At 70.4% G+C, this 25,199-nt stretch carries 31 protein-coding genes and 1 riboswitch; of the genes, 19 read left to right on the top strand and 12 right to left on the bottom strand.

The genetic code is table 11. The features are described 5' to 3' along the window. Positions 1 to 356 precede the first annotated feature (356 nt). On the top strand, positions 357 to 563 hold the full coding sequence (locus tag AB0M79_RS33055) for a hypothetical protein (RefSeq protein WP_364221624.1): 207 nt from the start codon (positions 357 to 359) through the stop codon (positions 561 to 563). A gap of 103 nt (positions 564 to 666) precedes the next feature. Beyond that, on the top strand, positions 667 to 939 hold the full coding sequence (locus AB0M79_RS33060) for a hypothetical protein (RefSeq protein ID WP_364221627.1): 273 nt from the start codon (positions 667 to 669) through the stop codon (positions 937 to 939). A gap of 30 nt (positions 940 to 969) precedes the next feature. Here the strand turns inward: AB0M79_RS33060 and AB0M79_RS33065 are convergent, their stop codons facing one another. From AB0M79_RS33065 to AB0M79_RS33075, 3 genes are read right to left on the bottom strand one after another with little or no spacing between them, the layout of a single operon-like run. After that, positions 970 to 1,509 (bottom strand): DUF1360 domain-containing protein, encoded by a 540-nt coding sequence (locus AB0M79_RS33065; RefSeq protein WP_364221630.1) that lies wholly within the window; start codon positions 1,507 to 1,509, stop codon positions 970 to 972. A gap of 20 nt (positions 1,510 to 1,529) precedes the next feature. Next, entirely contained in the window at positions 1,530 to 1,901 is a 372-nt protein-coding gene (locus AB0M79_RS33070) for an SRPBCC family protein (RefSeq protein WP_364221633.1), read from the bottom strand. Between the two features lies 1 nt (position 1,902). Then, the gene (locus AB0M79_RS33075) at positions 1,903 to 2,217 is read right to left on the bottom strand and encodes a DUF6158 family protein (protein ID WP_364221636.1); all 315 of its coding nucleotides are present in this window, start codon (positions 2,215 to 2,217) and stop codon (positions 1,903 to 1,905) included. Positions 2,218 to 2,354: 137 nt separating this feature from the next. Between AB0M79_RS33075 and AB0M79_RS33080 the strand changes: the two genes are divergently transcribed. Next, positions 2,355 to 2,825 (top strand): hypothetical protein, encoded by a 471-nt coding sequence (locus tag AB0M79_RS33080; protein WP_364221639.1) that lies wholly within the window; start codon positions 2,355 to 2,357, stop codon positions 2,823 to 2,825. Between the two features lie 38 nt (positions 2,826 to 2,863). Continuing rightward, complete coding sequence (locus AB0M79_RS33085; protein ID WP_364221642.1) at positions 2,864 to 3,175, top strand: DUF3817 domain-containing protein; 312 nt, start codon at positions 2,864 to 2,866, stop codon at positions 3,173 to 3,175. Between the two features lie 80 nt (positions 3,176 to 3,255). On the opposite strand, the gene AB0M79_RS33090 is transcribed toward AB0M79_RS33085, so the two are convergent. Next, positions 3,256 to 3,444: a DUF397 domain-containing protein gene (locus tag AB0M79_RS33090; RefSeq protein ID WP_364221644.1), complete on the bottom strand. Its 189-nt coding sequence runs from the start codon at positions 3,442 to 3,444 to the stop codon at positions 3,256 to 3,258. 223 nt (positions 3,445 to 3,667) lie between these two features. Then, positions 3,668 to 3,868: a DUF397 domain-containing protein gene (locus AB0M79_RS33095; protein WP_364221647.1), complete on the bottom strand. Its 201-nt coding sequence runs from the start codon at positions 3,866 to 3,868 to the stop codon at positions 3,668 to 3,670. Between the two features lie 446 nt (positions 3,869 to 4,314). On the opposite strand from AB0M79_RS33095, the gene AB0M79_RS33100 reads away from it, so the two are divergent. Together AB0M79_RS33100 and AB0M79_RS33105 are read left to right on the top strand one after the other, a co-directional pair. After that, positions 4,315 to 5,190, top strand: a complete 876-nt coding sequence (locus AB0M79_RS33100) for a helix-turn-helix transcriptional regulator (protein WP_364221650.1) — start codon at positions 4,315 to 4,317, stop codon at positions 5,188 to 5,190. Between the two features lie 35 nt (positions 5,191 to 5,225). After that, positions 5,226 to 6,089, top strand: coding sequence for a helix-turn-helix transcriptional regulator (locus tag AB0M79_RS33105; protein WP_364221653.1), 864 nt, complete (start codon positions 5,226 to 5,228; stop codon positions 6,087 to 6,089). Between the two features lie 67 nt (positions 6,090 to 6,156). Here the strand turns inward: AB0M79_RS33105 and AB0M79_RS33110 are convergent, their stop codons facing one another. After that, positions 6,157 to 6,843 (bottom strand): DUF6232 family protein, encoded by a 687-nt coding sequence (locus AB0M79_RS33110; protein ID WP_364221656.1) that lies wholly within the window; start codon positions 6,841 to 6,843, stop codon positions 6,157 to 6,159. Between the two features lie 501 nt (positions 6,844 to 7,344). After that, positions 7,345 to 7,484, top strand: a riboswitch (cyclic di-AMP (ydaO/yuaA leader). Between the two features lie 51 nt (positions 7,485 to 7,535). On the opposite strand from AB0M79_RS33110, the gene AB0M79_RS33115 reads away from it, so the two are divergent. Further along, positions 7,536 to 8,483 (top strand): NlpC/P60 family protein, encoded by a 948-nt coding sequence (locus tag AB0M79_RS33115; protein WP_364221659.1) that lies wholly within the window; start codon positions 7,536 to 7,538, stop codon positions 8,481 to 8,483. Positions 8,484 to 8,671: 188 nt separating this feature from the next. Next, positions 8,672 to 9,619, top strand: a complete 948-nt coding sequence (locus AB0M79_RS33120) for a hypothetical protein (RefSeq protein WP_364221662.1) — start codon at positions 8,672 to 8,674, stop codon at positions 9,617 to 9,619. A gap of 69 nt (positions 9,620 to 9,688) precedes the next feature. Here AB0M79_RS33120 and AB0M79_RS33125 read toward each other — a convergent pair whose 3' ends face one another. The 5 genes from AB0M79_RS33125 to AB0M79_RS33145 form a co-directional block, all read right to left on the bottom strand. Then, complete coding sequence (locus AB0M79_RS33125; RefSeq protein ID WP_357543545.1) at positions 9,689 to 10,690, bottom strand: sigma-70 family RNA polymerase sigma factor; 1,002 nt, start codon at positions 10,688 to 10,690, stop codon at positions 9,689 to 9,691. A gap of 477 nt (positions 10,691 to 11,167) precedes the next feature. Next, entirely contained in the window at positions 11,168 to 12,169 is a 1,002-nt protein-coding gene (murQ, locus tag AB0M79_RS33130; RefSeq protein WP_364221666.1) for an N-acetylmuramic acid 6-phosphate etherase, read from the bottom strand. 115 nt (positions 12,170 to 12,284) lie between these two features. Next, entirely contained in the window at positions 12,285 to 13,154 is an 870-nt protein-coding gene (locus AB0M79_RS33135) for a MurR/RpiR family transcriptional regulator (RefSeq protein WP_364221770.1), read from the bottom strand. A gap of 184 nt (positions 13,155 to 13,338) precedes the next feature. Next, positions 13,339 to 14,349, bottom strand: a complete 1,011-nt coding sequence (locus AB0M79_RS33140) for an NAD-dependent epimerase/dehydratase family protein (RefSeq protein WP_364221669.1) — start codon at positions 14,347 to 14,349, stop codon at positions 13,339 to 13,341. Between the two features lie 61 nt (positions 14,350 to 14,410). Continuing rightward, complete coding sequence (locus AB0M79_RS33145; protein WP_364221773.1) at positions 14,411 to 15,100, bottom strand: dTMP kinase; 690 nt, start codon at positions 15,098 to 15,100, stop codon at positions 14,411 to 14,413. Positions 15,101 to 15,309: 209 nt separating this feature from the next. Between AB0M79_RS33145 and AB0M79_RS33150 the strand changes: the two genes are divergently transcribed. From AB0M79_RS33150 to AB0M79_RS33175, 6 genes are all read left to right on the top strand, one after another. After that, on the top strand, positions 15,310 to 16,110 hold the full coding sequence (locus tag AB0M79_RS33150; RefSeq protein WP_364221672.1) for a SigB/SigF/SigG family RNA polymerase sigma factor: 801 nt from the start codon (positions 15,310 to 15,312) through the stop codon (positions 16,108 to 16,110). A 159-nt stretch (positions 16,111 to 16,269) separates the two neighbouring features. Then, entirely contained in the window at positions 16,270 to 16,848 is a 579-nt protein-coding gene (locus AB0M79_RS33155; protein WP_364221675.1) for a nucleotidyltransferase, read from the top strand. A 25-nt stretch (positions 16,849 to 16,873) separates the two neighbouring features. Then, positions 16,874 to 17,119, top strand: a complete 246-nt coding sequence (locus AB0M79_RS33160; RefSeq protein WP_364221678.1) for a hypothetical protein — start codon at positions 16,874 to 16,876, stop codon at positions 17,117 to 17,119. Continuing rightward, the gene (locus AB0M79_RS33165; protein ID WP_364221681.1) at positions 17,116 to 17,838 is read left to right on the top strand and encodes a metallophosphoesterase; all 723 of its coding nucleotides are present in this window, start codon (positions 17,116 to 17,118) and stop codon (positions 17,836 to 17,838) included. The genes AB0M79_RS33160 and AB0M79_RS33165 overlap by 4 nt, the downstream gene beginning before the upstream one ends. Positions 17,839 to 17,880: 42 nt before the next feature. Next, positions 17,881 to 18,024 (top strand): GPGG-motif small membrane protein, encoded by a 144-nt coding sequence (locus AB0M79_RS33170; RefSeq protein WP_357543531.1) that lies wholly within the window; start codon positions 17,881 to 17,883, stop codon positions 18,022 to 18,024. A gap of 187 nt (positions 18,025 to 18,211) precedes the next feature. Then, a complete protein-coding gene (locus AB0M79_RS33175; RefSeq protein ID WP_364221685.1) occupies positions 18,212 to 18,700 on the top strand; it encodes a TspO/MBR family protein in 489 nt (162 codons plus the stop codon). Between the two features lie 107 nt (positions 18,701 to 18,807). On the opposite strand, the gene AB0M79_RS33180 is transcribed toward AB0M79_RS33175, so the two are convergent. Next, positions 18,808 to 19,587, bottom strand: a complete 780-nt coding sequence (locus tag AB0M79_RS33180; protein ID WP_364221688.1) for a peptidoglycan DD-metalloendopeptidase family protein — start codon at positions 19,585 to 19,587, stop codon at positions 18,808 to 18,810. 131 nt (positions 19,588 to 19,718) lie between these two features. Here AB0M79_RS33180 and AB0M79_RS33185 point away from each other — a divergent pair, with 131 nt between their 5' ends. From AB0M79_RS33185 to AB0M79_RS33205, 5 genes are all read left to right on the top strand, one after another. Beyond that, positions 19,719 to 20,441 (top strand): HD domain-containing protein, encoded by a 723-nt coding sequence (locus AB0M79_RS33185; protein ID WP_357543525.1) that lies wholly within the window; start codon positions 19,719 to 19,721, stop codon positions 20,439 to 20,441. A gap of 211 nt (positions 20,442 to 20,652) precedes the next feature. Further along, positions 20,653 to 21,996, top strand: a complete 1,344-nt coding sequence (locus tag AB0M79_RS33190) for an ABC transporter substrate-binding protein (RefSeq protein WP_364221692.1) — start codon at positions 20,653 to 20,655, stop codon at positions 21,994 to 21,996. Positions 21,997 to 22,078: 82 nt separating this feature from the next. Next, positions 22,079 to 23,143: a sugar ABC transporter permease gene (locus tag AB0M79_RS33195; RefSeq protein WP_364221695.1), complete on the top strand. Its 1,065-nt coding sequence runs from the start codon at positions 22,079 to 22,081 to the stop codon at positions 23,141 to 23,143. 1 nt (position 23,144) lies between these two features. After that, a complete protein-coding gene (locus AB0M79_RS33200; protein WP_364221698.1) occupies positions 23,145 to 24,110 on the top strand; it encodes a carbohydrate ABC transporter permease in 966 nt (321 codons plus the stop codon). 40 nt (positions 24,111 to 24,150) lie between these two features. Then, positions 24,151 to 25,176: a LacI family DNA-binding transcriptional regulator gene (locus AB0M79_RS33205; RefSeq protein ID WP_364221701.1), complete on the top strand. Its 1,026-nt coding sequence runs from the start codon at positions 24,151 to 24,153 to the stop codon at positions 25,174 to 25,176. The last annotated feature ends 23 nt before the right edge of the window (positions 25,177 to 25,199 follow it).

Genomic DNA, 25,199 nt, shown 5'->3' on the forward strand with positions numbered 1-25,199 from the left:
GCCGGGATCATGCTGCTCCGAGGGTAATCCGGACAGTTCACCATATGATGAGAAATGGTCGATCTGCCGTACTATCCCCGACCCCCGACCCGCTGGCGGGGTGCGGGACGAAAAAGAGCGCCGCCCAGGGCGGTGACCCTGGGCGGCGCCCGGTGTCGGTGTGCAGGTCGCCTCTCGGCGAGTGGCACGACGCGGCTCCAGCCGGACGGTATTCCGCGAAGGCAGTTGGGTGAGGCCCGGGGACACTGGACACACCGACGGTGGGTACAACCGCCGTCCCCCCGCCGGTGTTCCGGCCCGTTCTGTGCCGCCCGTCACAGCGTTTGCTGCTCCGGAACCGGGGTAGCTGATCCACCGTGACCGACGAACTGCCCAACCGCGACCTCGACCGGCTGCTTGACGACATCTACTTCGGGCAGGAGCGGGTCACCCAGGCGGAGATCTACCGGCGGGCCGTCGCCGCCGACCTGCCCGCCGGCCTGCTCACCCGCATCGGTGCGATGCCCGAGGGCGAGTACGCCATCGACGAGGCCGCCGACCTGCTGGGCGGCAGCGTCGCCTGACCGGTACCGGCGGTCACCGCCACTCCCCCGCCCCGCCCAACCGGCCACGGCCCGACCGGTCACCGGGCCGCCGGCCGACCGGTGCCGTACCGAGGAGATGAACATGAAACGCGACGACCCCGCCGACGAGTTCCTGGCCCCCCTCGGCGAGCCGGTCGAGGCGACCCGCCCCGGCGCCACCGAGGAACAGGCGACCGGCCCGGATGCCACCGGATCGGACGCGACCCGGCCGACCCCCTCCAGCGCCGAGAAGGACGGCGACTTCGCCGACGAACACGACCAGACCGCGGTCGACGACGACGTCCTCACCGGTGAGGACGTCGACCGCGAACCCGAGGCACCGCGCGGCTGGGCGGGACTCGAAGAGGAGCCGTAGCCCACCCGGCCGGCCCCTGCCGGTCCCGGCCTACGGCGTACCTCCACCGTGGCGGGGGCCGTCCGCCGCCCGCTGCGCGACCGCGTACCCCATCTGCAGGAAGTCCGAGACGGCGACGGCGGTCAGCGCGGTCGCCACCAGGCGGGTCAGCCGGGGCGCCAGCACCAGGCCGCCGGTCAGCCCGGTGGCGACCCAGACCGCCAGGCAGAACGGGCAGCTCAGCAGTTCGCCGATGGCGTGCCGGGCAGCGCTGCCCCCGTCCCGTACCTGCTCCATCACCTCGCCGCTGCCGATCGGCTTGTCGTAGCTGGTGAACGGTGCCCGCAGCGGGCTGGTCACGGCGTCCTTGGACAGCAGCCGGCTCAGCTTGTGCGTGGCGATCGACAGCAGTACGACGTCCGAGGTCGCGGGCCGCTCCGGCACCGGGCGGCGGGTCGCCTTCGCGGCCGCGCCGAGCCCCGCCGCCACCGCGGCGTACGTCCCCATCGCGCCGAGATAGCCACCCAACGGGCGGTGTTCGTGGGGCGCGTACGCCCGCCGGAGCCGGCCGAGCCGGTCACGGATCCGCATGTGGGTACTCCCAGTGGTGATCAGCCGGCGGTGAGGTTGTCGGCGACCTCGCGGGCGAGACAGGTCAGCGCCTCCTCGGCGATCCCGGACAGCCGGTCGGGCGGGGTGTCGGCGTCGGCGTCGAGCCGGAGCCGCACCAGCGCACCACCCGCCGGTACGTCCTCGACCCGTAGGAGCGCCGACCAGTTGCGACTGCCTGATGCGGGTGACGTCCCAGGACCGTCGTCAGCGGCCGTGTCCCAGCGAGCCCGCATCGACTGGTCGGTCGGCGTCCGGTGGTCCGCTTTCAGCAGCGGCTCGGGCAGCCAGGCACCCATCCGGTCGGGGTCGGTCGCGGTGTTGAAGACCACCTCGGGGGGCGCGGACATGCTCCGCTGGGTGTCGACCGGCATGTCAGAACCCGCCGCGCAGGCGCCCGGCGTCGACCTCGCGGCCGGGATGCCGGGCCAGGTATTCGGTCTCCAGTTCCGCCGTCCGCCGCAGGTGGGTGGCGAGCGCGCTGTCGGGGGCGTGCCGCAGGGTGTCGAGCCGGGTCCGGTGCAGGCTGCTCATCTCGCGGATCAGGTCCTCTTCGGGAAGGGTGGTCGGGTCGATCCCGATCTCATCCTCGGCGAGACCGGTCGCGGTGCCGACCCCGTCGCGGATGTGGTCGCCGTCCCACTCCCCGATCCGTTGCTCCGGGCTCACGTCGCGTACTGATTCGGTCATCGTCGCTCCCGGTGTCTCGTTACCGTGCGTCTTTCCGGGATGGTTGCCCGGAGCACACGGCGCCAAACCCGCCCGCGCGGACACCAACTACGACGGCGCGTCGGAGACCGTCCGCCGCCACCGGTACGCTCGTGGCCATGAAGCGGCTGTTGACCCCGTCGTGGATCGCCCGGCATGTCGGCGCGGTCGCGCTCGTGGTCGCCTTCAGCGCGCTCGGCTGGTGGCAGATCAGCCGGGCCGTCGCCGGCAACGCCCTGAGCTGGGCGTACGCCGTGGAATGGCCGGTCTTCGCCGGCTTCGTGATCTTCGTATGGATCCGCGAGGTACGGCACACCCTGCGCGGCGACTCCCCCCACACCGATTCCGCCCCCGGCCCGCTGGACACCGCCGAACCGGCCCGGCCACTGGCCGCGACCGGCGTGGCCGGGCCGGTGGGTGCGCCCGCCGATGCCCGCGGGCCCGGCGGCGCGGCTGGCATCCGCCGGCCGGTACGCGCCGTCCGCCGGACCACCACCGCGGACGAGGACCCGGAGCTGGACGAGTACAACCGCTACCTGGCCTGGCGTAACGCCAACCCCGACGCGCGCATCAGCGACTACCCCGGCTGACCCCGGGCAGCGAGAAGGACAAGAAGGAGAGGAACACCGTGGGCGGAGCCCTGACCCGATACCGCGTGATCGCCTACATCGTGGGTGTCGTGCTGATCGCGCTCGTGGTGGTCGGTATGCCGATGAAGTACATCTGGGACGACCCGATCGTCGTCGAGACGATCGGCCCCGGGCACGGCTTCCTCTACATGGTCTACCTGGTGGCCGCCTTCGACCTGGGGCGGCGGGCCGAGTGGCCGCTGAGCAGGATGGCACTGGTCATGCTGGCCGGAACCGTGCCGTTCGTGTCTTTCTGGGCCGAGCGGGTCGTCGCGAGATGGGTGCGTGAGCCGCAGCCCGCCGCCAGCTGACCCGCTTCGGACTGATGCCGGTGAGCGGTCGGCGACGACGCCGGCCGACCACCGGCACCCGGGTCACTTCCGTCGCACGGTCAGCCGTGCAACTCTCCCGTCCTGAGTGCGACACAGAAACTGGTCCAACTGTCCGGGTCGATCGCGAGAACCCCCCCGTCGGGGTACTGCGAATTGCGTACGAGCACCTGCCCGGACCGGTAGGCCACCTCGACGCAGTTGTGCGACTCGCAGCGACGGCTCCGCCGCCACATTGCTGGCTGGTCCATCACATTCACCTGTCCCTCCCCCCCGGTTCAGGCGAAAGCGTGGTGTGCCATCCACACCTCCGCCGTCACCGTCAATTCTGCACGACGGCCACAAGCGGTAAAGGTCGCTCACGTGAGTGAATGAGTTCCCTGCTCAGAAGGTGTTCGGGAGTTCTCGGGAGGGAGCTGGCACGGCCGGCGGGCGTGGAATGGCCCGCCGACCGTCGTCTGGGTGCGTCAGTACCTATCGAAGATCAAATCCGCCGGCCCGAACACCGGCGATGAAATCCGCCCAGACAGATTCGGTGAAGGTCACCTGGTCCACCGGAAGCGCACTGTTCCTGACCGCGACCTCACCACTACGGCGAGCAACCTCCACGCAGTTGTGCGCCTCGCACCGGCTGCTTTTTACCCACTCGCCTATGGCAGGACCTGCCTGAGCCATCCTTCTAGCTCCCTCTACGTTTTGCCGTGATCTCAAACGTGGCCGGATGCCACCAGGCGGCAGCCTACTTCCCGACCGCCCGCAATACGTCGACACGCGGAGGGCGGTTTTCAAAAACACCGTACGGAACCGTTCGGCCCCGGAAAGCACCCGCCAAAGCACCCGGTCCGACTACCGACGATCACGATTACCCACCACCCGAACCCGAACAGTTGATCTAGCCGGGCGAGAGGCCGATGACGCGCGGGGCGCAAAGACCCTGGAAAAGGCGACGACGACGGGTGTAACCTGCACAGGACTCGCTATGTGGCAGGTTGCGGCTAGCCAGGTGGCGGATTTGCCCGAGCGGCACCCGCTCGAGTAGTGGCGGATTTTGCCCGAGCAGCACCCGCTCGAGCAGCAGAACCGGCGCGGTTGTGCATCGCGCGCGCACGGAGGCTGAGCGAATGACGACGGTGCACGGACCGACGGTCGGACGACGGCGGCTGAGGTCAGCGCTACGCGCGGCCCGCGAGAGGGCGGGCTACACCCAGGAACAGGTCATCGGCGCGATGGACTGGTCGCTGTCCAAGCTGATCCGGATCGAGGCCGGGACCGTGTCGATCTCGACCAACGACCTCAAGGCGCTGTTGAGCCACTACCGGCTGACCGATCCCGAGCAGGTCTCGGAACTGCTGGAACTGGCCAGGGTCGCCCGCCGGCGGACCTGGTGGTCGCAGTACAAGGAAACCCTGCCCGCCCCCTTCATCGCCTACATCGGGCTGGAACTCGAGGCGTCCACCCTCTCGTTCTTCCAGTCCTCCGGCATCCCCGGACTGCTGCAGACCGAGGGATACGCACGGGCGACCGTCGCCGCGGCCGCCACGACCTCGACCGTCTTCCCGATCGACGAAAGCGAGATCGAAACGAGGGTGGCGGTCCGGATGCGCCGCCAACGCGAGATGCTCAGCCGCCCCGAGCCGCCACAGGTGAACGTCGTGCTCGACGAGGCGGTGCTGCACCGGCAGACCGGCGGGCCGGCCTGCATCCGCGAGCAGCTGCGGCATCTGGTCGCGATGGGCAGCGAACCCAGCATGAGCATCCAGGTGCTGCCCTTCACCGCGGGCACGTACGCCAGTCAGGGATCGTTCATCGTGCTGGACTTTCCCGGCTCCGACGACGCTCCGGTCGTCTACCTCGAGGGCGTGCTGGCCCAGGACATCGTCGACCGGCCCGACCTCGTGGCGCCCTACCAACAGACGTTCCAGCGGCTCCGGGAGATGTCCCTCGGGCGCGACGAGTCGATCGCCACGATCGACCGGATCGCCCGCCAGATCGGCTGACGATCCCCGGCTCCGGTTCGGTGAGGAGGCCACCGATGACCGCGCTACACGGAGCGACGATCGGACGCCGGCGACTGCGCTCGGCACTGCGGGCGGCCCGGGAGGGTGCCGGCCTCACCCAGGAACAGGTCGCCGACGCCATGGACTGGTCGCTGTCCAAGGTGATCCGGATCGAGGCCGGCGCCGTCTCCGTCTCCACCAACGACGTGAAGGCGCTGATCAGCCACTACCGGCTGACCGACTCCGAGCAGGTCGCGGAGCTGGTCGCCCTGGCCCGGGTCTCCCGTCGCCGGGCCTGGTGGTCGCGATACCGCGACGGGCTGCCGGCGCCGTACCTGTCGTACATCGGGCTCGAGGTCGAGGCGTCGAGCCTGCTGGTCTTCCAGTCGGTCGGGATTCCGGGGCTGTTGCAGACCGACGCGTACGCGCGGGCCAGCACCGTCGCCTCGTTGCGCTTCGCGGTGGAGCCGTTCGATCTCGACATCGTCGACGACGTACGGGCACGCCGCCGGCACGAGGTGCTGGACCGGGCCGACCCGCCGTCCATCGAGGTCGTACTCGACGAGTCGGTGCTGCACCGGCAGACCGGCGGGGCGCCCTGCCTGCGCGAGCAGTTGCGGCATCTCGTCGAGGCCGGCCGCAGGTCCAACATCACGATCCAGGTGCTGCCGTTCCAGGTGCCGGACTACGCGGTACGCGCCCCGTTCATCGTCGTCCGGTTCCCGGGTACGGGTGACACCGACGTGGTCTTCGTCGGCAGTCCACTGTCGCAGGACCTGACCGACACGTCGGACACGGTGGAGCCCTACGTGGCTGCCTTCCGGACCCTCCAGGGCATGTCGCTGGAGCCGGCGGCGTCGCTCGCGCGCATCGCGCGGATCGCCGACGACCTCGGCTGAGCCCGGGGTGGGCCGGACACGCGGACGCGGACGGATCCGGCAGGGATCCGTCCGCGTCGTGGTGCGGTCAGCGTACGGTCGGCCACTGGCCGGCGGCGGCCAGCGGGTCGGCGATGCCGCCGTACCGGGCGGCTTCCTTGGCCCGGAGCAACGCCCGGGAGACCTGTCCGTACACCCGTTCCTGGTCGGTGCTGAAGACCATGACGGCCCGGCCGCGGATGTCGGCCCACAGCTCGTACGGCCTGGGCCGCAGCCGGTATCCGACGGCGGCGGTCAGCATGGGCACCATGGCGGCGGCGCCGAGGGCCAGGTAGGTGGCGGGGCTGATGGTGTGGAGTTCGCGGACGAAGCCGAGGGTGACTCCGATTCCGGCGACCACCGCCGCGGTGACCAGCATCGACCGGACGATGAGTGGATCCCGTCGGCCACGCCCGGTCCGCAGGTTGGTCAACTCCCAGATCGGGTAGCGCCGTTTGCCGATCACGAACCACTCCGTCGTGATGTAGAGACCGGGCTGGCGGTAGATCGTGGCAGGTGTCCGGCGGGTTACCCATTCGGGCTTTCCGGACATGGCCTCTGTTGGGCGGGTGGGTTGGCGGGTAGCATTCACGAGATGCCTCCAAGGGCTCGTGACGCGGGTCGGCGACGCAGATCGAGAGCGACGTAGATCAAAATCGACGTAGATCGAAATCGCCAGTGTTCTGAGGTCGGCACGTGTCCCGAAAGATCCACATGCGGTTCGAAAGATCGGCATCTGATGGCAGTCAGGTGCCGATCGCCTTCTCGTTGCGGCGCCGGTTCCGCGAAACCTTTACGGCCTAACACCATTGTGTGGACCCGCGCGCCAAAAGAGAAGGGGGGCAATGTGCAACCTGGCACTTTTACAGGCGGCAGGTGGCCCCCTGGACACCCATAGCCACCACATTGCACACATTTGATCCGATTGATACCGCCAAGAGCGACAAATAGCCTCAAACAACAATCAATCTTGGCAAGATCGACTTTTGATCGCAGCGTCCGCCGCGCGGTCCATCCGCGATCCCGATCGAGCCGGCAATCGACGCAGCGCACAGCGACAACAACGGACAGTAAGCACATCGCGCCCCGACCAGGCAACTTCGCTCCACATCACGCAGCCGCCCTCTTTCGGTTGATCCGGACCACGACTAGGTTGGAGCCGCTGGTCCGGTCGTCAGCCAACCCCCTCGGGAGGCGCCGGCCCGGCGCCGCCGAATCACCGGTCATCCATTGTCGACATCCGATCACGCTGCGCAGTCGACCGGACCGGTGAACCGGGAACCCACCGGCACCAAGGGGTGAATCCACGTTTCGTGGTAGGGCGATCTTCCCGCCCGAATCCGTCAGCTAACCCGGTAGGCGGCTGGATCACGTCGATCGGGCGTGACCCGGGGAAGAAAGGCTCTGCCTGTATTGTCGCCCGCCCGGATGCTGCTGCGCGCCGTCGTCCTGACCGGCATCACCATCGGCCTCGTCGTACCCGCCACGGGTGCCGCCGCCGAACCGTCGGTCAGCGAGCTGACGCAGCGGATCAACAAGTCGTCGACCGAGCTGGAGAAGGTCGTCGAGTCCTACAACAAACTCAACGAGGAGATCAAGGCAACCAAGGCGGCCAAGACCGCGGTGGAGGCCAAGCTCGGACCGCTGCAGGAGCAGTTGGCCCAGACCGAGGTCGAGGTCGGCACGATCGCCGCCCGGGCCTACAAGTCGGGCGGCCTGGACACCATCCAGGCGATCCTCACCGCGAGCGAGAACGGGTCGCTCGTCGACCGCCTGGGCACCCTGGAACAGCTCGCCCGCGAACGCCAGTCGCAGGTGAGCGGGTTCACCGCGACCCAGCGCGAATACCTGGACGAGCAGGCACGGCTCGACGCCACCCTGGCCCGCGAGACCGCCCAGGCCAAGGAACTCCAGGCCGGCAAGAAGAAGATCGAGGCCGACCTCAAGAAGCTGTACGAGATGCGGGAGCGGGCGTACGGCGCGGCCACCAACCCGGGCAGCTCCTACACCGGCAGCATCCCGGCGGTCTCCGGGCAGGCCGGTGTCGCGGTCCGGTTCGCGTACGGCGCGATCGGCAAGCCGTACGTGTGGGCGGCCTCCGGCCCGAACGGCTACGACTGCTCGGGTCTGACGCTGGCGGCGTGGCGGGCGGCCGGCAAGTCGCTGCCCCACAACGCGGCCATGCAGTGGGACCGGGTGGCGAAGATCAGCCGGAGCGCGCTCCAGCCGGGTGACCTGGTCTTCTACAGCAACCTCGGCCACGTGGGCATCTTCGTCGGCAGCGGCAAGGTGATCCACGCACCGACCTTCGGCGAGAGCGTCAAGATCTCCAGCGTCGACATGATGCCCCCGTACGGCTACGGCCGGGTGCGCTAGACCACTCCTGCCGCCCGGCGGCCCCGCCGTGCCAGTCGCACGCGGGGACCGTCGGGCGGTCCGGTGACCGGATCGCGAACACCGCAAGATCGCCGTTTCGGCGCCGATAACGCAGTCGACTGCACATTCGGCGCCGAAACGGCGATCTTGAACGGCGATTGTCGTAGGACCGCCCCATGCTGGCCGGCATGACAGACCTCCCCGCGGTCCATCGGACCGTTCTGCCTGCTCTGCCCCCGTTCTCGTTCGACCTGAGCCTGCGTGCCCTCGACGGCTTCGGCCCGGGCGCCGGCGACCATCGCCGCACCGGCGACGCGGTCCGCAAGGCGTTGCTGCTCCCCGCTCCCGCCGGCCGTCCCGACCGGGCGGTCGTGGTCGAGGTCGCCGCGGCCGCCGGCCCGCCCGGTGTCACCCTGACCGTCTTCGCCGACATCCCGCTGGCGCCGGCCGACCTGTGCGCCGTCGAGCGGCTGGTCGCCCGCTGGTTCAGCCTGGCGGACGATCCGGCGCCGCTGCTGGCCGCCGCCGACACCGACCCGGCCATGGCCCCGCTGCTGCCGGTGCTTCGCGGCCTGCACCAGGTCCGGTTCGCGTCACTCGCCGAGGGCGCGGTCTACTTCACGCTCACCCAGCGCAGCACGCAGTGGTTCGCCGCGGCCCGCAAACGGCGCCTGATGGCCGACCTGGGCACGACCGTCCGGCTCGACGGCACCGCCTACACCGCGTTCCCTTCGCTGGCGACCATCGCCCGGCTGACCGACGACGAGCTGACCGGCTACACCGGCCACCGGCAGCGCACCGAGCGCCTGCGGGGCGTCGTCGAGGGGATCGCCGCCCTCGACGAGGAGTGGCTGCACACCGCCCCCTACGACGAGGTCCGCGCGGCCCTGCTCGGCGTCGCGGGCGTCGGCCCGTTCACCGCTCATTCGCTGCTGTTGCGGGTGCTCGGCCGGCCCGACGACGCACCGCTGGAGATGGCCCAGTTCGAGCTGGTCGCCCGGGCGGTCTACGGTGATCCGCCGCCGTCGGCCGCCGAGATCCGGGGCCGCTACGGACGCCACACCGGCTGGTGGGCGTACCTGGCCCGGGTCGGGCTGGGCTGGCTGCCCGACCCCGCCCCGGCGGCGGTGGGCTGAACGCACGAAGCGGCCGGCACTCCCCGCGGGGAGTGCCGGCCGCTTGACCGTACGGGGTGGCCGGATCTGTTACGCCGCTTGCAGGCCCTCGGCCCGGGCCAGCTCGCGCAGGCGGCCGAGCGCCTGGATCTCCAGCTGGCGGATCCGCTCCCGGGAGAGCGAGAACCGCGACGCCACCTCGGTGAGCGAGTGCTCGCGGCCGTCCTCCAGGCCGTACCTGGCCCGCATGATGCCGGCCGACCGGTCGTCGAGGTGGTTGAGCAGGCCCTCGATGCGCTGGCGCTCCAGGGCGGTCAGCACGACCTCCTCGGGCGACGGGGCGTCGCTGTCGGCGACCAGGTCGCCGAGGTTGGTGTCGCCGTCGTCACCGACCGGGGTGTCCAGCGAGACGGTGTCCTGCGACCAGCGGACGAGTTCGTGGACCCGCTCGACCGGAACGCCGAGCGCCGCCGCGATCTGCTCCGGCTCCGGGTCGGATCCCAGCTCACGGGTGAGCTGCCGGGCGACGTTACGCATCCGGTTGACGTCCTCGACCAGGTGCACCGGCAGGCGCACGGTGCGCTCCTGCTGGGCGATGGCCCGGCTGATCGCCTGGCGGATCCACCACGTCGCGTAGGTGGAGAACTTGAAGCCGCGCTCGTAGTCGAACTTCTCGACGGCGCGGACCAGGCCGGTGTTGCCTTCCTGGATGAGGTCGAGCATCGGCATGCCGGACCGCACGTAGCGCCGGGCGATCGACACGACCAGCCGGAGGTTGGCCCGGATGAACAGGTCCTTGGCGCGCTCGCCGTCGGCGACGAGCCGCTCCAGTTCCTCGCGGTCGACCCCGTCCGGCACCCGGTCGGTCTCGAGCAGGTGCTCCGCGTAGAGGCCGGCCTCGATCGACTTGGAGAGGTTGACCTCGGTGGCCGCGTCGAGCAGCGGCGTCCGGGAGATCTCGTGCAGGTAGACGCCGACCAGGTCGCGTTCTTCGGCAACCTCGTCGGTCCGCATGACCATCTTCTTCTCCACGTTGCCCACGGTCCCCTCGTCTGCCCCGATTGCCCTCTTGCCTCTGGTCTCCACGTTCATCAGCCCTCCCCCGTAACCTCTGCTGTGCCCTGTCGTCCTGACACCTACACAACAGATGAGACGTGTCGGCGATTCCGTCTCGTCATTGGAAAGTGTCACGAACGCCTGAAGATTTGCTGAGAGCGCGATTGACGTTTGCTGTCAGCGTCGCCGTTCAGGGCGATTCGGAGCCGGGCACTTCCGCATGCATGGCGATCCACCTTCGCGACCCCGGTCAACGACAACACCGACCGACTGGCCGGCGCTGCGACCCTGGTCACCGGGAGGGCTGCGATCCTCGTCACCTCAGCTACACGTTCGATTACCGCTTCCGGTTCACCACGCTTTTGGAGTACCCCGCCATGGAAGGAACAATCGGGCAGGATCATCGCTTCCCGCCGTGACGAACGTCGCAGACGGCAGAGAACAGCGGGTTGACATGCGCCGGACAGGACGCCGTCCGGGGCGGAAATCAGACCGAAATCAGTCGGGAATCGGTCAGGAGGCGAGCAGGGCGAGGGCGTCGCGTACCCGGTGCGCGGAGCGAGCCAGGGCGGCCCGGGCATCCTCGACGCCGGCGCCGGACACCAGCGACACCAGGGCGGCCTTCAGGTCCCCGTCGGCCTCGGTGAGGGCCTGCTCCGCCACGTCCTCGGTGCAGCCGGTCGCCTCGATCAGGATGGAGATCATCCGGCCCCGGAGCTTGGCGTTGGTGGCCACCATGTCGATCATCAGGTTGGAGTAGACCCGGCCGAGCCGCACCATGACGGCGGTCGAGAACGCGTTGAGCACCAGTTTCTGGGCGGTGGCGGCCTTCATCCGGGTGGAGCCGGTGACGACCTCCGGTCCGGTGTCGATCCCGATGAAGACGTCGACCTCACCGGCGGCCGGGGCGCCGGGGTTCGCGCACAGCAGTACCGTCGACGCGCCGAGTGCCCGGGCGGCCCGCAGCGCCCCCAGCACGTACGGCGTACGGCCGCTCGCCGCGAGCCCGACGACCAGGTCGCCGCCGCGTACGGCCGACTGCGCCTCGGCGTGTCCGGCCGGGGCGTCGTCCTCGGCGTCCTCCACCGGCCGCCACATCGCGTCCGGGCCGCCGGCCAGGTGGGCCCGGAACCAGTGGTCCGGCGAATTGAAGGTCGGCGACAGCTCGGCGGCGTCGAGCACGCCGAGCCGGCCGGAGGTGCCCGCGCCGAAGTAGTGCACCCGGTGCCCGGCCCGCAGCGCGGTCACGGCGAGTTCGACGGCGGTGACGACCTCGTCATGGACGGCCGCCACGGCGACCGGCACCCGGCTGTCCGCCTCGTTGATCACCCGCAGGACCTCGCGGGTCGACATCAGGTCGAGGTCCACGCTGGTCGGGTTGGACCGCTCGGTCGGGGCGGCGACCCGTACGGCCGCCCGGGGCCGCTCGGCACCACCGGCGGCACCGAACTCGGTGCCGGCCGGCGCCGGGCCGGGCGCGGGAATGGGATCGAGCCTGGTCGGTTCCGCCGTCATGCCATCCCCCGCCTGCGCTGCCGGTGCACGGCGGGCCGTCCGCCGCGCCGTACGGTGACTCCGATCCCGCCGGCCGTGCCGCGGCCGGCACCGTGACCGGCCCGTGCGGACCGGGTCATGCCTTCCTCCGGTGGCCGCCGAGCCGGTGTGCCTGCACGGCTTCGGCGGTCACCTCCAGTGCCTTTCTCGCCCGCGCCCGGTTGCGCGCCGCCACCCCGACGAAGAGGCAGTCGACGATCGTCAGTTGCGCCAGCCGGCTGGCCATCGCGCCGGACCGGTAGGTGGTTTCCCGGGCGGCCGTGGTCAGCACGAAGTCGGCGACCTCGGTGATCGGCGAACGGGGGAAGTTGGTGATCGCCACGGTCGTCGCGCCCCGGGCCCGGGCCTGCTCCAGCACCTCGATCACGTCGGAGGTGGTGCCGGTGTGCGAGATGCCGATCGCGACGTCACCCCGGCTGAGCAGGGCCGACGACGTCAGGGCGGCGTGCACGTCGGGGAAGTGGAAGGCGGTCCGGCCGATGCGGTGCAGCTTCTGCTGGAAGTCGGAGGCGACGAAGCCGCTCGCGCCGGCCCCGTAGATCTCGACCCGCTCGGCGTTGTTGATCGCGTCGACCACCCGTTCACAGACCTCGGCGTCGAGTTGCTCGGCGGTCTCCTCGACGGCCCGGGCGTCGTTGAAGGCGATCGTGGCGATGATCTGGGCGAGGTCGGCGCCGGGCGGGATGTCGCCGCCGACGACGCGGGCGTCCGGGGGCTCGATCCGGCGGGCCGCCTCGGCGGCGAGCCGGATCCGCAACTGCGGGTAGCCCTCCATGCCGACCGAGCGGCAGAAGCGGATCACGGTCGCCTCGGAGGTCTCGGCGGCCGTGGCCAGGTCGGTGATCGTACGACGGGCCGCGTCGGCGGGGTCGGCGACCACGAGGCGGGCGACCCGCTGCTCGGCTGGGGACAGTGACGGCAGCAGGCCGCTGATGTGGACGATCAGCCCACCGGTGTCGTGGGCCGCGGAAGCTCGCGTCTCCGAGGCCGTCGAACCGCGCGCCCCACCGGTCGCAGAAACCTTCGCAGTCTTCGCCACGGATGAAACTTACTTTCACAAATGCCGGAGAGTCAACCGTGACTGTCGGCACCTGCGAAAGTACGCCCACCCGGCCGGCGCCGGGGTGCGGTCACGCCAACCGTCCGTGCCATTCCCGCAGGACCTTCGTCTCCTCGCCGGGGGCCAGACCGCCCGCCTTGACGGCATCCGGATGATCGGTCATCCATTGCCGGGTGTCGCGCACCGTCTCGGCCAGCGGACGGGGCGCCAGCCCGGCGGCCAGCGACTCGGAGACGTCGCGGGACATGAAACCGCCGTACTCCGGCAGCGGCAGCCACAGCGGCAGGGACCGCTCGCCGGACCAGGGGCGTACGTCGTGTTTCGCCAGGAACTCCTGGTCGACCCAGGTCAGCTCCGGATCGGGCCGCCCCAGCCCGGCGGCCACCTCGGCGAGGAACCGGCCTCTCGGCAGCGCCGGCCCGACACCGTCGTACGTGCCGGCGAGCCCGGTCTCCGCCGCGCGGACCAGCCAGGCCGCCAGATCGGACACGTCGACGAACTGGACCGGCTCGTCGGGGGTGCCGGGAGCGAGCACCTCGCCACCGGTGGCCAGCCGCCGGACCCAGTACGGGAACCGGTCGCTGATGTCCTCCGCGCCGACGATCAGCCCGGCCCGGCAGATGAACGCGCGGTCGGCGCCGACCCCGTCGCGCAGGGTCGACTCGCAGGTGACCTTGCAGGGGCCGTACCACTCCATCCGGTCGCCGGACGGGTCGTCGACGTCGGCGGGCGCGGGATCGACCAGCGGCGCGGTCGCCGCGCGCTGCCCCGGCGTCACGGCGTCGGCGTAGACCGATCCGGTCGAGACGAACGACCAGTGCCCGATCCGGTCGCCGAGCGCCGCCACCGCATGACGGACGTGGCTGGGCCGGCGGGACACATCGACGACGGCGTCGTACGTCCCGTCCAGGTCCGCAAGGCCGTCCGGGTCGTCGCGGTCGACCCGGACGAACCGGACCCCGTCCACGGGCGTGCCGGTCACGCCGCGGGCGGCGGCGGTGACGTCGTGGCCGGCGTCGCGGGCGTGCCGGGCGATCGCGCGGCCGAGGAAGACGGTGCCACCGAGGATGAGAAGTCGCATGCGGGCGATCCTCGCCCGCGACCGCGGCCGGCGACAGTTCCGTTCACCCTCGGCGGAACGGTTACGCCGAGCGCGTAGCGATCCGGGCCAGGCCCGGTCCGGGCGCCGCCGGGCCGGCCGGCGGCGGCACCTCGTGGACGGTTCCGGCCGCACCCGGTTCCGGACGCGGCCGGTACCGCTCCAGGAGGTGGTCGACGATCGCCGCGGTGACCTCGGCCGGCGTGCCGTTGGCGTCGATGACCACGAAGCCCGGATGCTCCGGCAGCGACCGGTAGGCGGCGACCGAGGCGGACAGGAACTCCATGGTCTCGTGGTCGGTGCCGCGCGTCTCGATCCGCCGGTATGCCTCGGCCGGGTCGACGTCGAGCAGGAACGTGACGTCCGGGGGCGGGAAGATCCGGTAGAACGCCCGGGCCAGCGCCTCCGACCGGTGCCCGCCGTGGGCCCGGATGCTGGCGTACTGGCAGACGGCGTAGCGGTCCATGACGGCCACCCGGCGGCGCAGCGTGGAGCGCAGCAGGGCGCGGGCGATGGCGAGCCAGCGCAGCACGGACTCGACGAACAGCAGGCCGGTGCGGCCGAGGAGGTGCTGCGGGTCGCGCCGGCCGACCCGGCGGGCGATCCGGCCGAGCCAGCGCCGGCCGCCGGCGTTCTGCCAGTAGGTCGCCGGCACGCCGCGCGCGGTCAGCAGCGCGGCGAGTTGGTGCGCCTGGGTCGTCTTGCCCGAACCATCGATGCCGACCAACGCGATCGCGCGCGGCCTGCGGGTGGTGCCCGCGTCGTTCCCACTCGTGCTGTGGTGCTCTCGTACCGGGGCCACAGTCCGCAACGGTACCGGGCGGACGCACGCGGACGTCGGGACGAAAAGCGATTGTGCAGGGCAAAGACACGGTACTTTTGCCGGTATTCACCAATTTATCGTCTTAAGATGGGTGCAATCTGGCGCAGGGGAGGCCTCCAGTGGGCAGCACACATGTCCGCACCACAGCCGAACGCGAATTCGACGAACGAGCCTCGGCGCTCCTCGGCGAACTGCACGCACTCGCGCCCGACGATCCGCTCCGCCCCCGTCTGCGGGCCGAGGCCATCGAGCAGTGGCTGCCGCTGGCCCAGCACCTCGCCGGCCGGTTCGCCGGCCGCGGCGAGCCCGTCGACGACCTGGTCCAGACCGCCACGGTCGGGCTGATCAAGGCGGTGGACCGGTTCGATCCGGGGCGCGGGGTGGAGTTCGCCGGGTTCGCGATCCCGACCGTCGTCGGGGAGATCAAACGCCACTTCCGGGACCGCACCTGGGACGTCCGGGTACCCCGCCGCATCCAGGAACTGCGGATCGTGATCTCGGAGGCCACCGAGACGCTGCCGCAGCGGCTCGGCCGGGTGCCCACCGTGGCCGACCTCGCCCGGCACCTCGGCATCACCGAGGAAGAGGTGCTGGAGGGCCTGGAGGGCGCCCGCGCCTACAACACCGTCTCGCTGTCCACCCCGACCAACGACACCGAGGGTGCCGCCGAACTCGGCGACCTGCTCGGCGGCGAGGACGACGAACTCGCCCTCGCCGAGTTGCGGGTCGCACTGGGCCCGGCGCTGGCCTCCCTCGACCTGCGCGAGCAGCAGATCCTCACCATGCGGTTCTACGGCAACCTCACCCAGTCGCAGATCGCCGACCGGATCGGCGTCTCGCAGATGCACGTCTCGCGGCTGCTGGCCCGGGCCCTGGTCAAGCTGCGCGGTCACCTCGACGACGGGTACGGCGGGCGGTGACCGGCTGGTCACCGCCGACCGGAAAGGCCGGTCCGGGGCCGGGCGGGTTAGCCCCGGGCCGTACGGGGAATGCGCTCCTGAGCCCCTGCCCAGGTGTCAGCGGGCCGACGGTCGGGTACCGGTAGACCTTCAACAGACACCTACCCACGGGAGACCGCCATGTCTCACCGCGTGGACGAGGGCCTTCTCAACACCCTCAAACGCGTAGCCGCCGTACTGAAACAGTCCGACGTGCCGTTCGCGCTCGGTGGCAGCTTCGCGGTGTATGCCCACGGGGGCCATTCCAGCGACCACGACGTCGACTTCCTGATCCGGGAACAGGACGTCGAGCGCTGCCTGGAGGCGCTCGTCGAGGCCGGATTCACCGCGGAGCGTCCGCCGGAGGACTGGCTCGTCAAGGTCTACGACGAAGGCCGGATGGTGGACCTGATCCACCGGCCGATCGAAACCCCGGTCACCGACGAGACGTTCACCGACACCGTCGTACGCCCCGTCGACGCCATCCAGATGCCGGTCCTGTCCGCGACCCAACTGATGGTGCACAAGCTGCTCAGCTTCTCCCAGCACTACTGCGACTTCGCCCGGGGACTGCCGCTGGCCCGCTCGCTGCGGGAGCAGATCGACTGGGACCGGGTACGCAAGGAGACGGAGCACTCCCCGTACGCCGAGGCGTTCCTGGTGCTGCTGGACCGCTTGGACGTGGTGCCGTACGGGGCCGACCGGGCGGTGCCGACGTGAACACCGAGCGGATCGAGGAGGAGCCGTGAGCGACGAGTACCTGGAAGCCGAGATCCAACATCTGCTGACCGAGAACGCCGACATCGCCGAACAGGGCATCACCGCGTCGCGGCGGGACAACACGCTGGTCCTGTGCGGCGAGGTGGAGAGCCCGCAACGCCGGGACGAGATCCTGCGCCTGGTGCAGGAGCGGTACCCCGACCTGCGGCTGGCCTCCGACATCGGGGTGACCCGCGCCGCCGCGCCGACCGAAGCGGAGGAACTGCCGTGATCCGGATCGCCGCCGTCGGCGACGTACACATGGACGAGGACGTCGTCGGCCGGTTCCGCCCGGCCCTGGACCAACTGCCCGAGCAGGCCGACGTGCTGCTGCTCGCCGGAGATCTGACCCGGCACGGCACCGAGTCCGAGGCGCGCTGCGTGGCCACCGAGTTCGGTGGACTCGGCGTACCGGTGATCGCCGTCCTCGGCAACCACGACCACCACTGCGACCAGGTGCCGCAGGTGGTGAAGGTGCTGGAGGACGCCGGCATCACGGTGCTGGAGGGCGACGCCACGGTGGTGGAGCACGACGGGGTACGGCTCGGGGTCGCCGGGGTGAAGGGGTTCGGGGGCGGATTCGCCGGCCGCAGCGCCAGTGCCTTCGGCGAGCCGGAGATGAAGGCGTTCATAAAGACCACCGATGACAGCGCCGACAGCCTCGCGGCCGCGCTGATCGGGCTGCGGTGCGACATCCGGGTGGCGCTCACCCACTACGCGCCGGTGCCGGAGACGCTGGCCGGCGAGCCGCCGGAGATCTACCCGTTCCTGGGGTCGTACCTGCTGGGTCAGGCGATCGATGCGGCGCCGACGGCGCTGGCGATCCACGGGCACGCGCACTCCGGCAGCGAACGCGGCACCACGCCGGGCGGGGTACGGGTCCGCAACGTCGCCCATCCGGTGATCAAGCAGGCGTACAGCGTCTTCCACGTGGGCGACCAGGGTCACTGACCGGCGGGTTTCCGGCGCTGGGCGGTCGGGTAATCCGCCGCCATGGACCTGATTCTCTGGATTCTCGCAGTGGTACTGGTCGTCGCCGGCGTACTCGCGCTCTTCCGGCGGCAGATCCTGTGGGGCATCGTCCTCATCATCGTCGGGCTGCTCGTCGGCCCGGGCGGCGTCAGCCTCTTCACCTGACGCCGTCCGATCCCCTCTCCGTCCCTCCCACCCCTCGTTTCCCATTCCCCTCCTGGACCCGCCGGGGTCGCTTGCCGGAAGGTCGTCGTCCTCCCCGATGGACGGCCGGCCGGCAGCGGCCCCGGCGCCTTGCCGTCCGGGGCCGGGCCCGGTTTGCCCGCCTCCAACAGCGGGAACCGCATCGGACATGGACACGCTCAGCGTCGACGCCCGGCACGGCCATCGGCGGTGGTGGGCGCTCGCCGGCTTCGCCGCCGCCGTCGTGGTGGCCGCCGGCATCGGCGGCCTGGGCGTGAGCGGCACGGCGCAGGAGTACGGCGGGCTCGCCCGACCGTCGTGGGCGCCGCCGTCGTCGGTCTTCGGTCCGGTGTGGACCGTGCTCTACGCGATGATCGCGCTCGCCGGCTGGCTGGTCTGGCGGCGGGTGGGCTTCGGCCCCGCCCTCTACGTCTGGACCGCCCAACTGGTGCTCAACGCGCTCTGGACGCCGATCTTCTTCGGCGCCGGCCGGTACGGCCTCGCGTTCCTCGACATCGTCGTGCTGTGGGCGCTGGTCGGCGCCACCGTGGCGCTCTTCTGGCGGGTGAGCCGCCCGGCCGCGCTGCTTCTGGTGCCGTACTGGGCGTGGGTGACGTTCGCGGCGGCGCTCAACCTCGCCGTGTGGCGGATGAACTGATCCCTCGCCGTGTGCCGATGAACTGATCCCTCGCCGGGTGGCGGATGAACCGATCCGGCGGGCGCCGTGCCCGGCCCGGCCACGGCGCCCGTACGCGGATCGGTCGGTCAGCAGCGGGGCACGCCCGGGATGAAGCCGCTGTGACCGGTGTAGGTGTAGGCGTCGGCGATGAACCGGCCGCTGCCGATCCGGTTCCAGATGTTGCTGGTGCCGTAGGTGCCGGTCACCGACGTACCGGTGGTCTGGCAGTGGATGGTGACGTTGGTGCCGGTGGCGAGGGTGCCGACGGAGGCGTAGCCGGTGCCGGGGCCGGAGCGTACGGTCAGCGGGGTGCCGGCGGTGCGCACGGTGCCCGCGGCGGTGCTGCCGCCGGAGCAGCCGTTGTCGCTGGTGTAGTTGCGGGTGCCCCAGTAGAGGGCGAGGGTGCCGTTGAACCGGATCTTGATGTCGGCGCCGTTGAGCCGCTGCTCGTAGTGCAGGTGCGGGCCGGTGGAGCCGCCGGTGCTGCCGACGGTGCCGATCACCGTGCCGTGGCGCACGGTCTGGCCGACCGACACCCGGAACGCGTTCAGGTGCGCGTAGTAGGTGTGGTATCCACCGCCGTGGTTGATCCGTACGTACTTGCCGTAGCTGGTGTTGCCGAGGTTGGTGACCCGGTCGACGGTGCCGGCGGCGCTGGCCACGACCGGGTCGTCGACGTCGTTGGTCCGGTTGAAGTCGATCGAGTTCTGCGGGCTGTGGTTGGTCCGGGTCTGGCCCGACCAGGTCTGCCCGCACGGGAACGGGACCTTGAAGGTGGGTGCGGCGGCGGCCGGCGCGGCCGGGATGATGACGGCGGCGGCGGCCATCAGCGCCGCGGCGGAGAGCGTGAGCAGACGTCTGAACATCCAGATCCTCCAAACAACGGTAATAATTGTCGATCTTTCGATGGATGTTGACAGAAAGCTGCAGGCGGCGGAAGGGGCTCTGGCAAGTTCACGCCAGTTCCGGTGGCGATGATCCGGTATACCTGTTGGCCATGGCCTCGCCGACGTACCTGATGTCCATGCCGTTGCACGCGATCACCGAGGTCTACGGCGAACCGGGCCTGCGGGACCGCCTGGACGAGGAACTCGCCCGGTTCTCCCCCGCCGACCGGCCACGCCTGGCGGCCGCCGCCGAACTCGCCGCCCACCTGCACCGCGACGACCGCCGGGTGCGCGAGCCGTACCTCAACCACCTGCTCCGGGTGGCGATCCGGATCATCCGGTACTACGAGGTCGACGACGTCGACGTGATCGTCGCCGCCCTGCTGCACGACGCGGTCGAGGACCACCCGGAGGAGTTGGCCGGACTGCCGCCGGGCCAGCCGTACGACGTGGCGACCCGGGCCGCCCTGGCCGAACTGGCCCGCCGGTTCAACCCGCGGGTGGCCGACCTGGTCCGGGCGGTGACCAACCCGGAGTACGCCCCGGACCGCGACCGGCACGAGCAGTACCGGGCACACGTGGCGGAGAGCCTGGACCGGCACCCGTGGGCACGGGTGATCAAGGTTTCCGACTTCACCGACAACGGGGTGGGGATCATCCACACCACCGGCGACCGGGTGGCGCGGCTCGCCCGCAAGTACCGGCCGCTCGTCCCGCTCTTCCGGGAGCTGATCGGACGCCCCGACACCCCGCTGTCCACCCGCGCCAAGGACCACATCTTCGACCAGTTGGACCTTGCGGAAACCCGCTTCGCCGCCATCCTCGGTGACTGAATCCGCTGGTCGGAGCGCTCCCATGAGCATCAGGTGCGCAAATGGCTACGGAGAGCAATCTCTTCGAGTTTCCTGATTGTTACTTGCCGATGCCTTTCTGGACTGGACTCCGAATGTTGCAAGCGCTTACATGTGAGGACGCCCACAGGAGTCGGGGCCGGCGTGTGAGCCGTGGGGCTCGGAAACGGCGCCGGCAAGGAAGGAGGACGGCATGGCGGTCTTCACCAGACCACGCCAAGCCCTCGTGATCGCCAGCGTGCTCGGCATTGCCCTCAGTGCCGCCGCGTGCTCCAGCGACGACAGCAGCGGTACCGACGCGGACTCCCCGGAGTGCGCCGCGTACGAGCCATACAAGGGACACGACGGCACCGAGGTGACCGTCTACGCGTCGATCCGCGACGCGGAGGCCGATCTGCTGGAACAGTCCTGGGCACAGTTCCAGGACTGCACCGGTATCGAGATCAACTACGAGGGCAGCGGCGAGTTCGAGGCCCAGCTTCCCGTACGCGTCGACGGCGGCAACCCGCCGGACATCGCCCTGATCCCGCAGCCGGGTCTGATCAAGCGCTTCGCCGACGCCGGCAAGCTCAAGCCGACCTCCGCCGAGACCAAGACGATGGCCGAGCAGAACTACCCGGCCGAGTGGCTGAAGTACGGCACCGTCAACGGCCAGTTCTACGGCGCGCCGTTCGGGTCCAACGTGAAGTCCTTCGTCTGGTACTCGCCGAAGACCTTCCAGGAGAAGGGCTACACGGTCCCGACCACCTGGCAGGAACTGATCGCGCTCAGCGACAAGGTCGTCGCGGACGGCCAGAAGCCGTGGTGCGTCGGTATCGAGTCCGGTGAGGGCACCGGCTGGCCGGCCACCGACTGGATCGAAGACATCATGCTGCGCGAGAACGCCCCTGACGTCTACGACCAGTGGGTCGAGCACGGTATCCCGTTCAACGACCCGCGGGTGGCCGCCGCGTTCGAGCGCGCCGGCTCCATCCTGAAGAACCCGGCGTACGTCAACGCCGGCTACGGCGACGTCAAGAGCATCTCCACCACCTCCTTCCAGGAGGGTGGCCTGCCCATCGTCGAGGGCAAGTGCACCCTGCACCGGCAGGCGTCGTTCTACGCCAACCAGTGGCCGCAGGGCACCCGGGTCGCCGAGGACGGCGACGTATTCGCCTTCTACTTCCCGCCGGTCGACCCGAGCAAGGGCAAGCCGGTCCTCGGCGGTGGCGAGTTCGTCACGGCGTTCGCCGACCGCCCCGAGGTCCAGGCGTTCCAGACCTACCTCGCCTCGGCCGACCACGCCAACGCCCGCGCCAAGCTGGGCAACTGGGTCTCGGCCAACAAGGGCGTCGACCTGAACAACGTGGCCAACCCGATCGACAAGCTGTCGGTCCAGATCCTCCAGGACACCAACGCCGTCTTCCGTTTCGACGGCTCGGACCTGATGCCGGCGGCCGTCGGTGCCGGCACGTTCTGGAAGGGCATGATCGACTGGATCAACGGTAAGGACACCGCCAGCACGCTGACCTTCGTCGAGCAATCCTGGCCCCAGTGATTTTCCGGTGGTCCGGCCCGCTCGGGCCGGACCACCGTCCATTGGGCCACCGGCCCGGTAGGTTCCGCGTGCGGGAGGACGCATGGAGTTCGCCGACGAAGCCCCGAAGCTTCTCATGTTGTTGTACGGCCTGGTGGCGTTCGTCGTCGTGGTGGGTGGCTTGCTCCTGCTGCTCGACGCCATCCCCAACTACTTCGCCCGGCGCCGCGAGCAGCGGCTGATCGCGGCGAGCACCGCCAAGGGCGGGCCCGGCGGGGACTCCCCCGCCCCGGTCGCCCGCCCCCGCCGCGGGGAGGGGCTCTTCGCCGCCTTCTTCCTGTTCCCGGCGATCGTGCTGCTGCTCATCGGCCTGGTCGTGCCGGCCGTACGCACCACCCTGCTGTCGTTGATGGACGGCGGCAGCGACAACTGGGTCGGGCTGCGCAACTACGGCTGGATGTTCTCTCAGCCCGAGATCCTCGACGTGCTGACCAACACCCTGATGTGGGTGGTCCTCGTCCCCCTGCTCGCGACCGGCATGGGGCTGCTGTACGCCGTACTGGTGGACAAGGCCCGGTTCGAGGCCATCGCCAAGTCGCTGATCTTCATGCCGATGGCGATCTCGTTCGTCGGCGCCGGCATCATCTGGAAGTTCGTCTACGCCTACCGCTCCGAGGAGCAGGAGCAGATCGGCCTGCTCAACCAGATCGCGGTGTCCTTCGGCGGCGAACCCAAGCAGTGGTTGCTCAACTCCCCCCTCAACACGCTGCTGCTGATCGCCGTCATGGTCTGGATCCAGGCCGGCTTCGCGATGGTCGTCCTGTCCGCCGCGATCAAGGCCATCCCGGCCGAGATCGTCGAGGCGGCCCGGCTCGACGGCGTCAACGCCTGGCAGATGTTCCGGCGGGTCACCCTTCCCAGCATCCGGCCGGCCCTGATCGTCGTGGTCGTGACGATCTCGATCGCCACCCTCAAGGTCTTCGACATCGTCCGGACCATGACCAACGGCAACTTCAACACCAGCGTGATCGCCAACGAGATGTACAACCAGGCGTTCCGGTTCGGACAGGTCGGGCAGGGCTCCGCGCTGGCGGTGTTCCTCTTCGTCCTGGTGATCCCGATCGTGATCTACCAGATCCGCAACCTGCGCCAGCAGCGGGAGGGCTGACATGACCACCACCACCCCCGCGCCGCCGGTGGCCAAGAGCGGCGCCGACCGGCCGAAGACCGCCGCCGGGCGGGTCCGCAGGCGGCTGAACACCCGGGTCGCGAGCCTCGTCTCGATCGTCATCGCGGTGCTGTGGACGCTGCCGACCTTCGGCCTGTTCGTCTCGTCGTTCCGCCCCGAGCAGGAGATCAAAACCACCGGCTGGTGGACCTTCTTCACCGACCCGCAGATCACCTTCGAGAACTACCAGGACGTTCTCTTCGGCCGGTCGTCCTCCGCCGGACAGCTCGCCAGCTACTTCGTCAACTCGGTCGTCATCACCCTGCCGTCGGTGCTGTTCCCGCTGGCCTTCGCCGCGCTGGCGGCGTACGCGCTGGCGTGGATCAACTTCCGGGGCCGGGACTGGGTCTACATCGGCATCTTCGCGCTGCAGATCGTGCCGCTGCAGATGGCCCTCGTGCCGCTGCTCAGCTTCTTCTCCCAGGGCGTCAGCGTCGGCGGTGTCCAGATCATGCCGGCCTGGGACCTCGACGACGAGCAACGGTTCATCCAGGTCTGGTTCGCGCACACCTGCTTCGCGCTACCGCTCGCCGTCTTCCTGCTGCACAACTTCATCGCGCAGCTGCCGGGCGACCTGATGGAGGCGGCCCGGGTCGACGGCGCCACCCACCCGAAGATCTTCCGGTCGATCGTGTTGCCGCTGATCACCCCGGCCCTGGCCGCGTTCGGTATCTTCCAGTTCCTGTGGGTATGGAACGACCTGCTGGTCGCCCTGATCTTCGCCGGCGGCGGCAACGAGGCGGCACCGCTGACCGTGCGGCTGGCCGAACTCGCCGGCACCCGGGGCAACGAGTGGCAACGGCTGACCGCGGGCGCGTTCGTCTCGATCGTCGTACCGCTGATCGTGTTCCTGTCCCTCCAGCGCTACTTCGTACGCGGCCTGCTGGCCGGCAGTGTGAAGGGCTGACCGCGGCACCATTGCGCGCGACGGTGGCGGGGGTGGTCCGGTGACCAGGATCGACGACGTGGCCCGCCGGGCCGGCGTCTCCACCGCCACCGTCTCGCGGGCCCTGCGCGGGCTGCCGACGGTGTCGCCGGCCACCCGGGAACGGGTGCTGGAGGCGGCGGCCGAACTCGGCTACGCCGCCTCCCCCAGCGCCTCCCGGCTGGCCGGCGGCCGCAGCGGGGCGGTCGCGGTGGTGATCCCCCGGGTCACCCGCTGGTTCTTCGCCACGGTCGTCGAGGCCGCCGAGGAGACGCTGCACGACGCCGGCTACGACCTGCTGCTGTACAACCTCGGCGGCCGCGAGCACGCCCGCCAGCGGCTGCTGCACACCGCCAACCTCCACAAGCGGGTCGATGCCGTGATGCTGGTGGCCACCCCGCTCGGGCCGGCCGACTTCGTGGCGGTCACCAACCTGGCCCTGCCCGGCGTCACGATCAGCTCCGGCACCGCCGTACCCGGGTGGCCTCGGGTGCTGATCGACGACCGGGCGGCCGCCGCGGCCGCCACCGACCACCTGCTCGCCCTCGGGCACCGGCAGATCGCGCACATCTCCGGCGACCCGTCCGACGAGCTGGCCTTCACCACCCACATCGACCGGCGGATCGGCCACCGGCGGGCACTGCTCGCCGCCGGTGTGCAACCCGATCCCCGGCTCGACATCGAGGCCGACTTCACCATCAACGGGGGCAGCCGGGCCACCGCCGAACTGCTGCGCCGTGGCCCGCTGCCCACCGCGATCTTCGCCGCGTGCGACGAGATGGCCTTCGGAGCGATGGCCACGCTGCGGCAGGCCGGGCTGCGGGTGCCCGACGACATCAGCGTCATCGGCATCGACGACCACGACGTGGCCGGCGTCGTCGGGCTCACCACCGTCGCGCAGCCCGCCGCCGAGCAGGGCCGGATCGGTGCCCGCCTGCTGCTCGGCCCGCTCGGCCACGGCGATCCCGCCGACGCCGTCGAGCCGCCGGTGATCCTGCCCACTCGGCTGGTCGTACGGGAGTCGACGGCGCCGCCGCGGGCAGGTTGAGAGAGTCGACCGCGCCACGACCG

Source organism: Polymorphospora sp. NPDC051019, from assembly GCF_040683055.1.
GTDB lineage: Bacteria > Actinomycetota > Actinomycetes > Mycobacteriales > Micromonosporaceae > Polymorphospora > Polymorphospora lycopeni.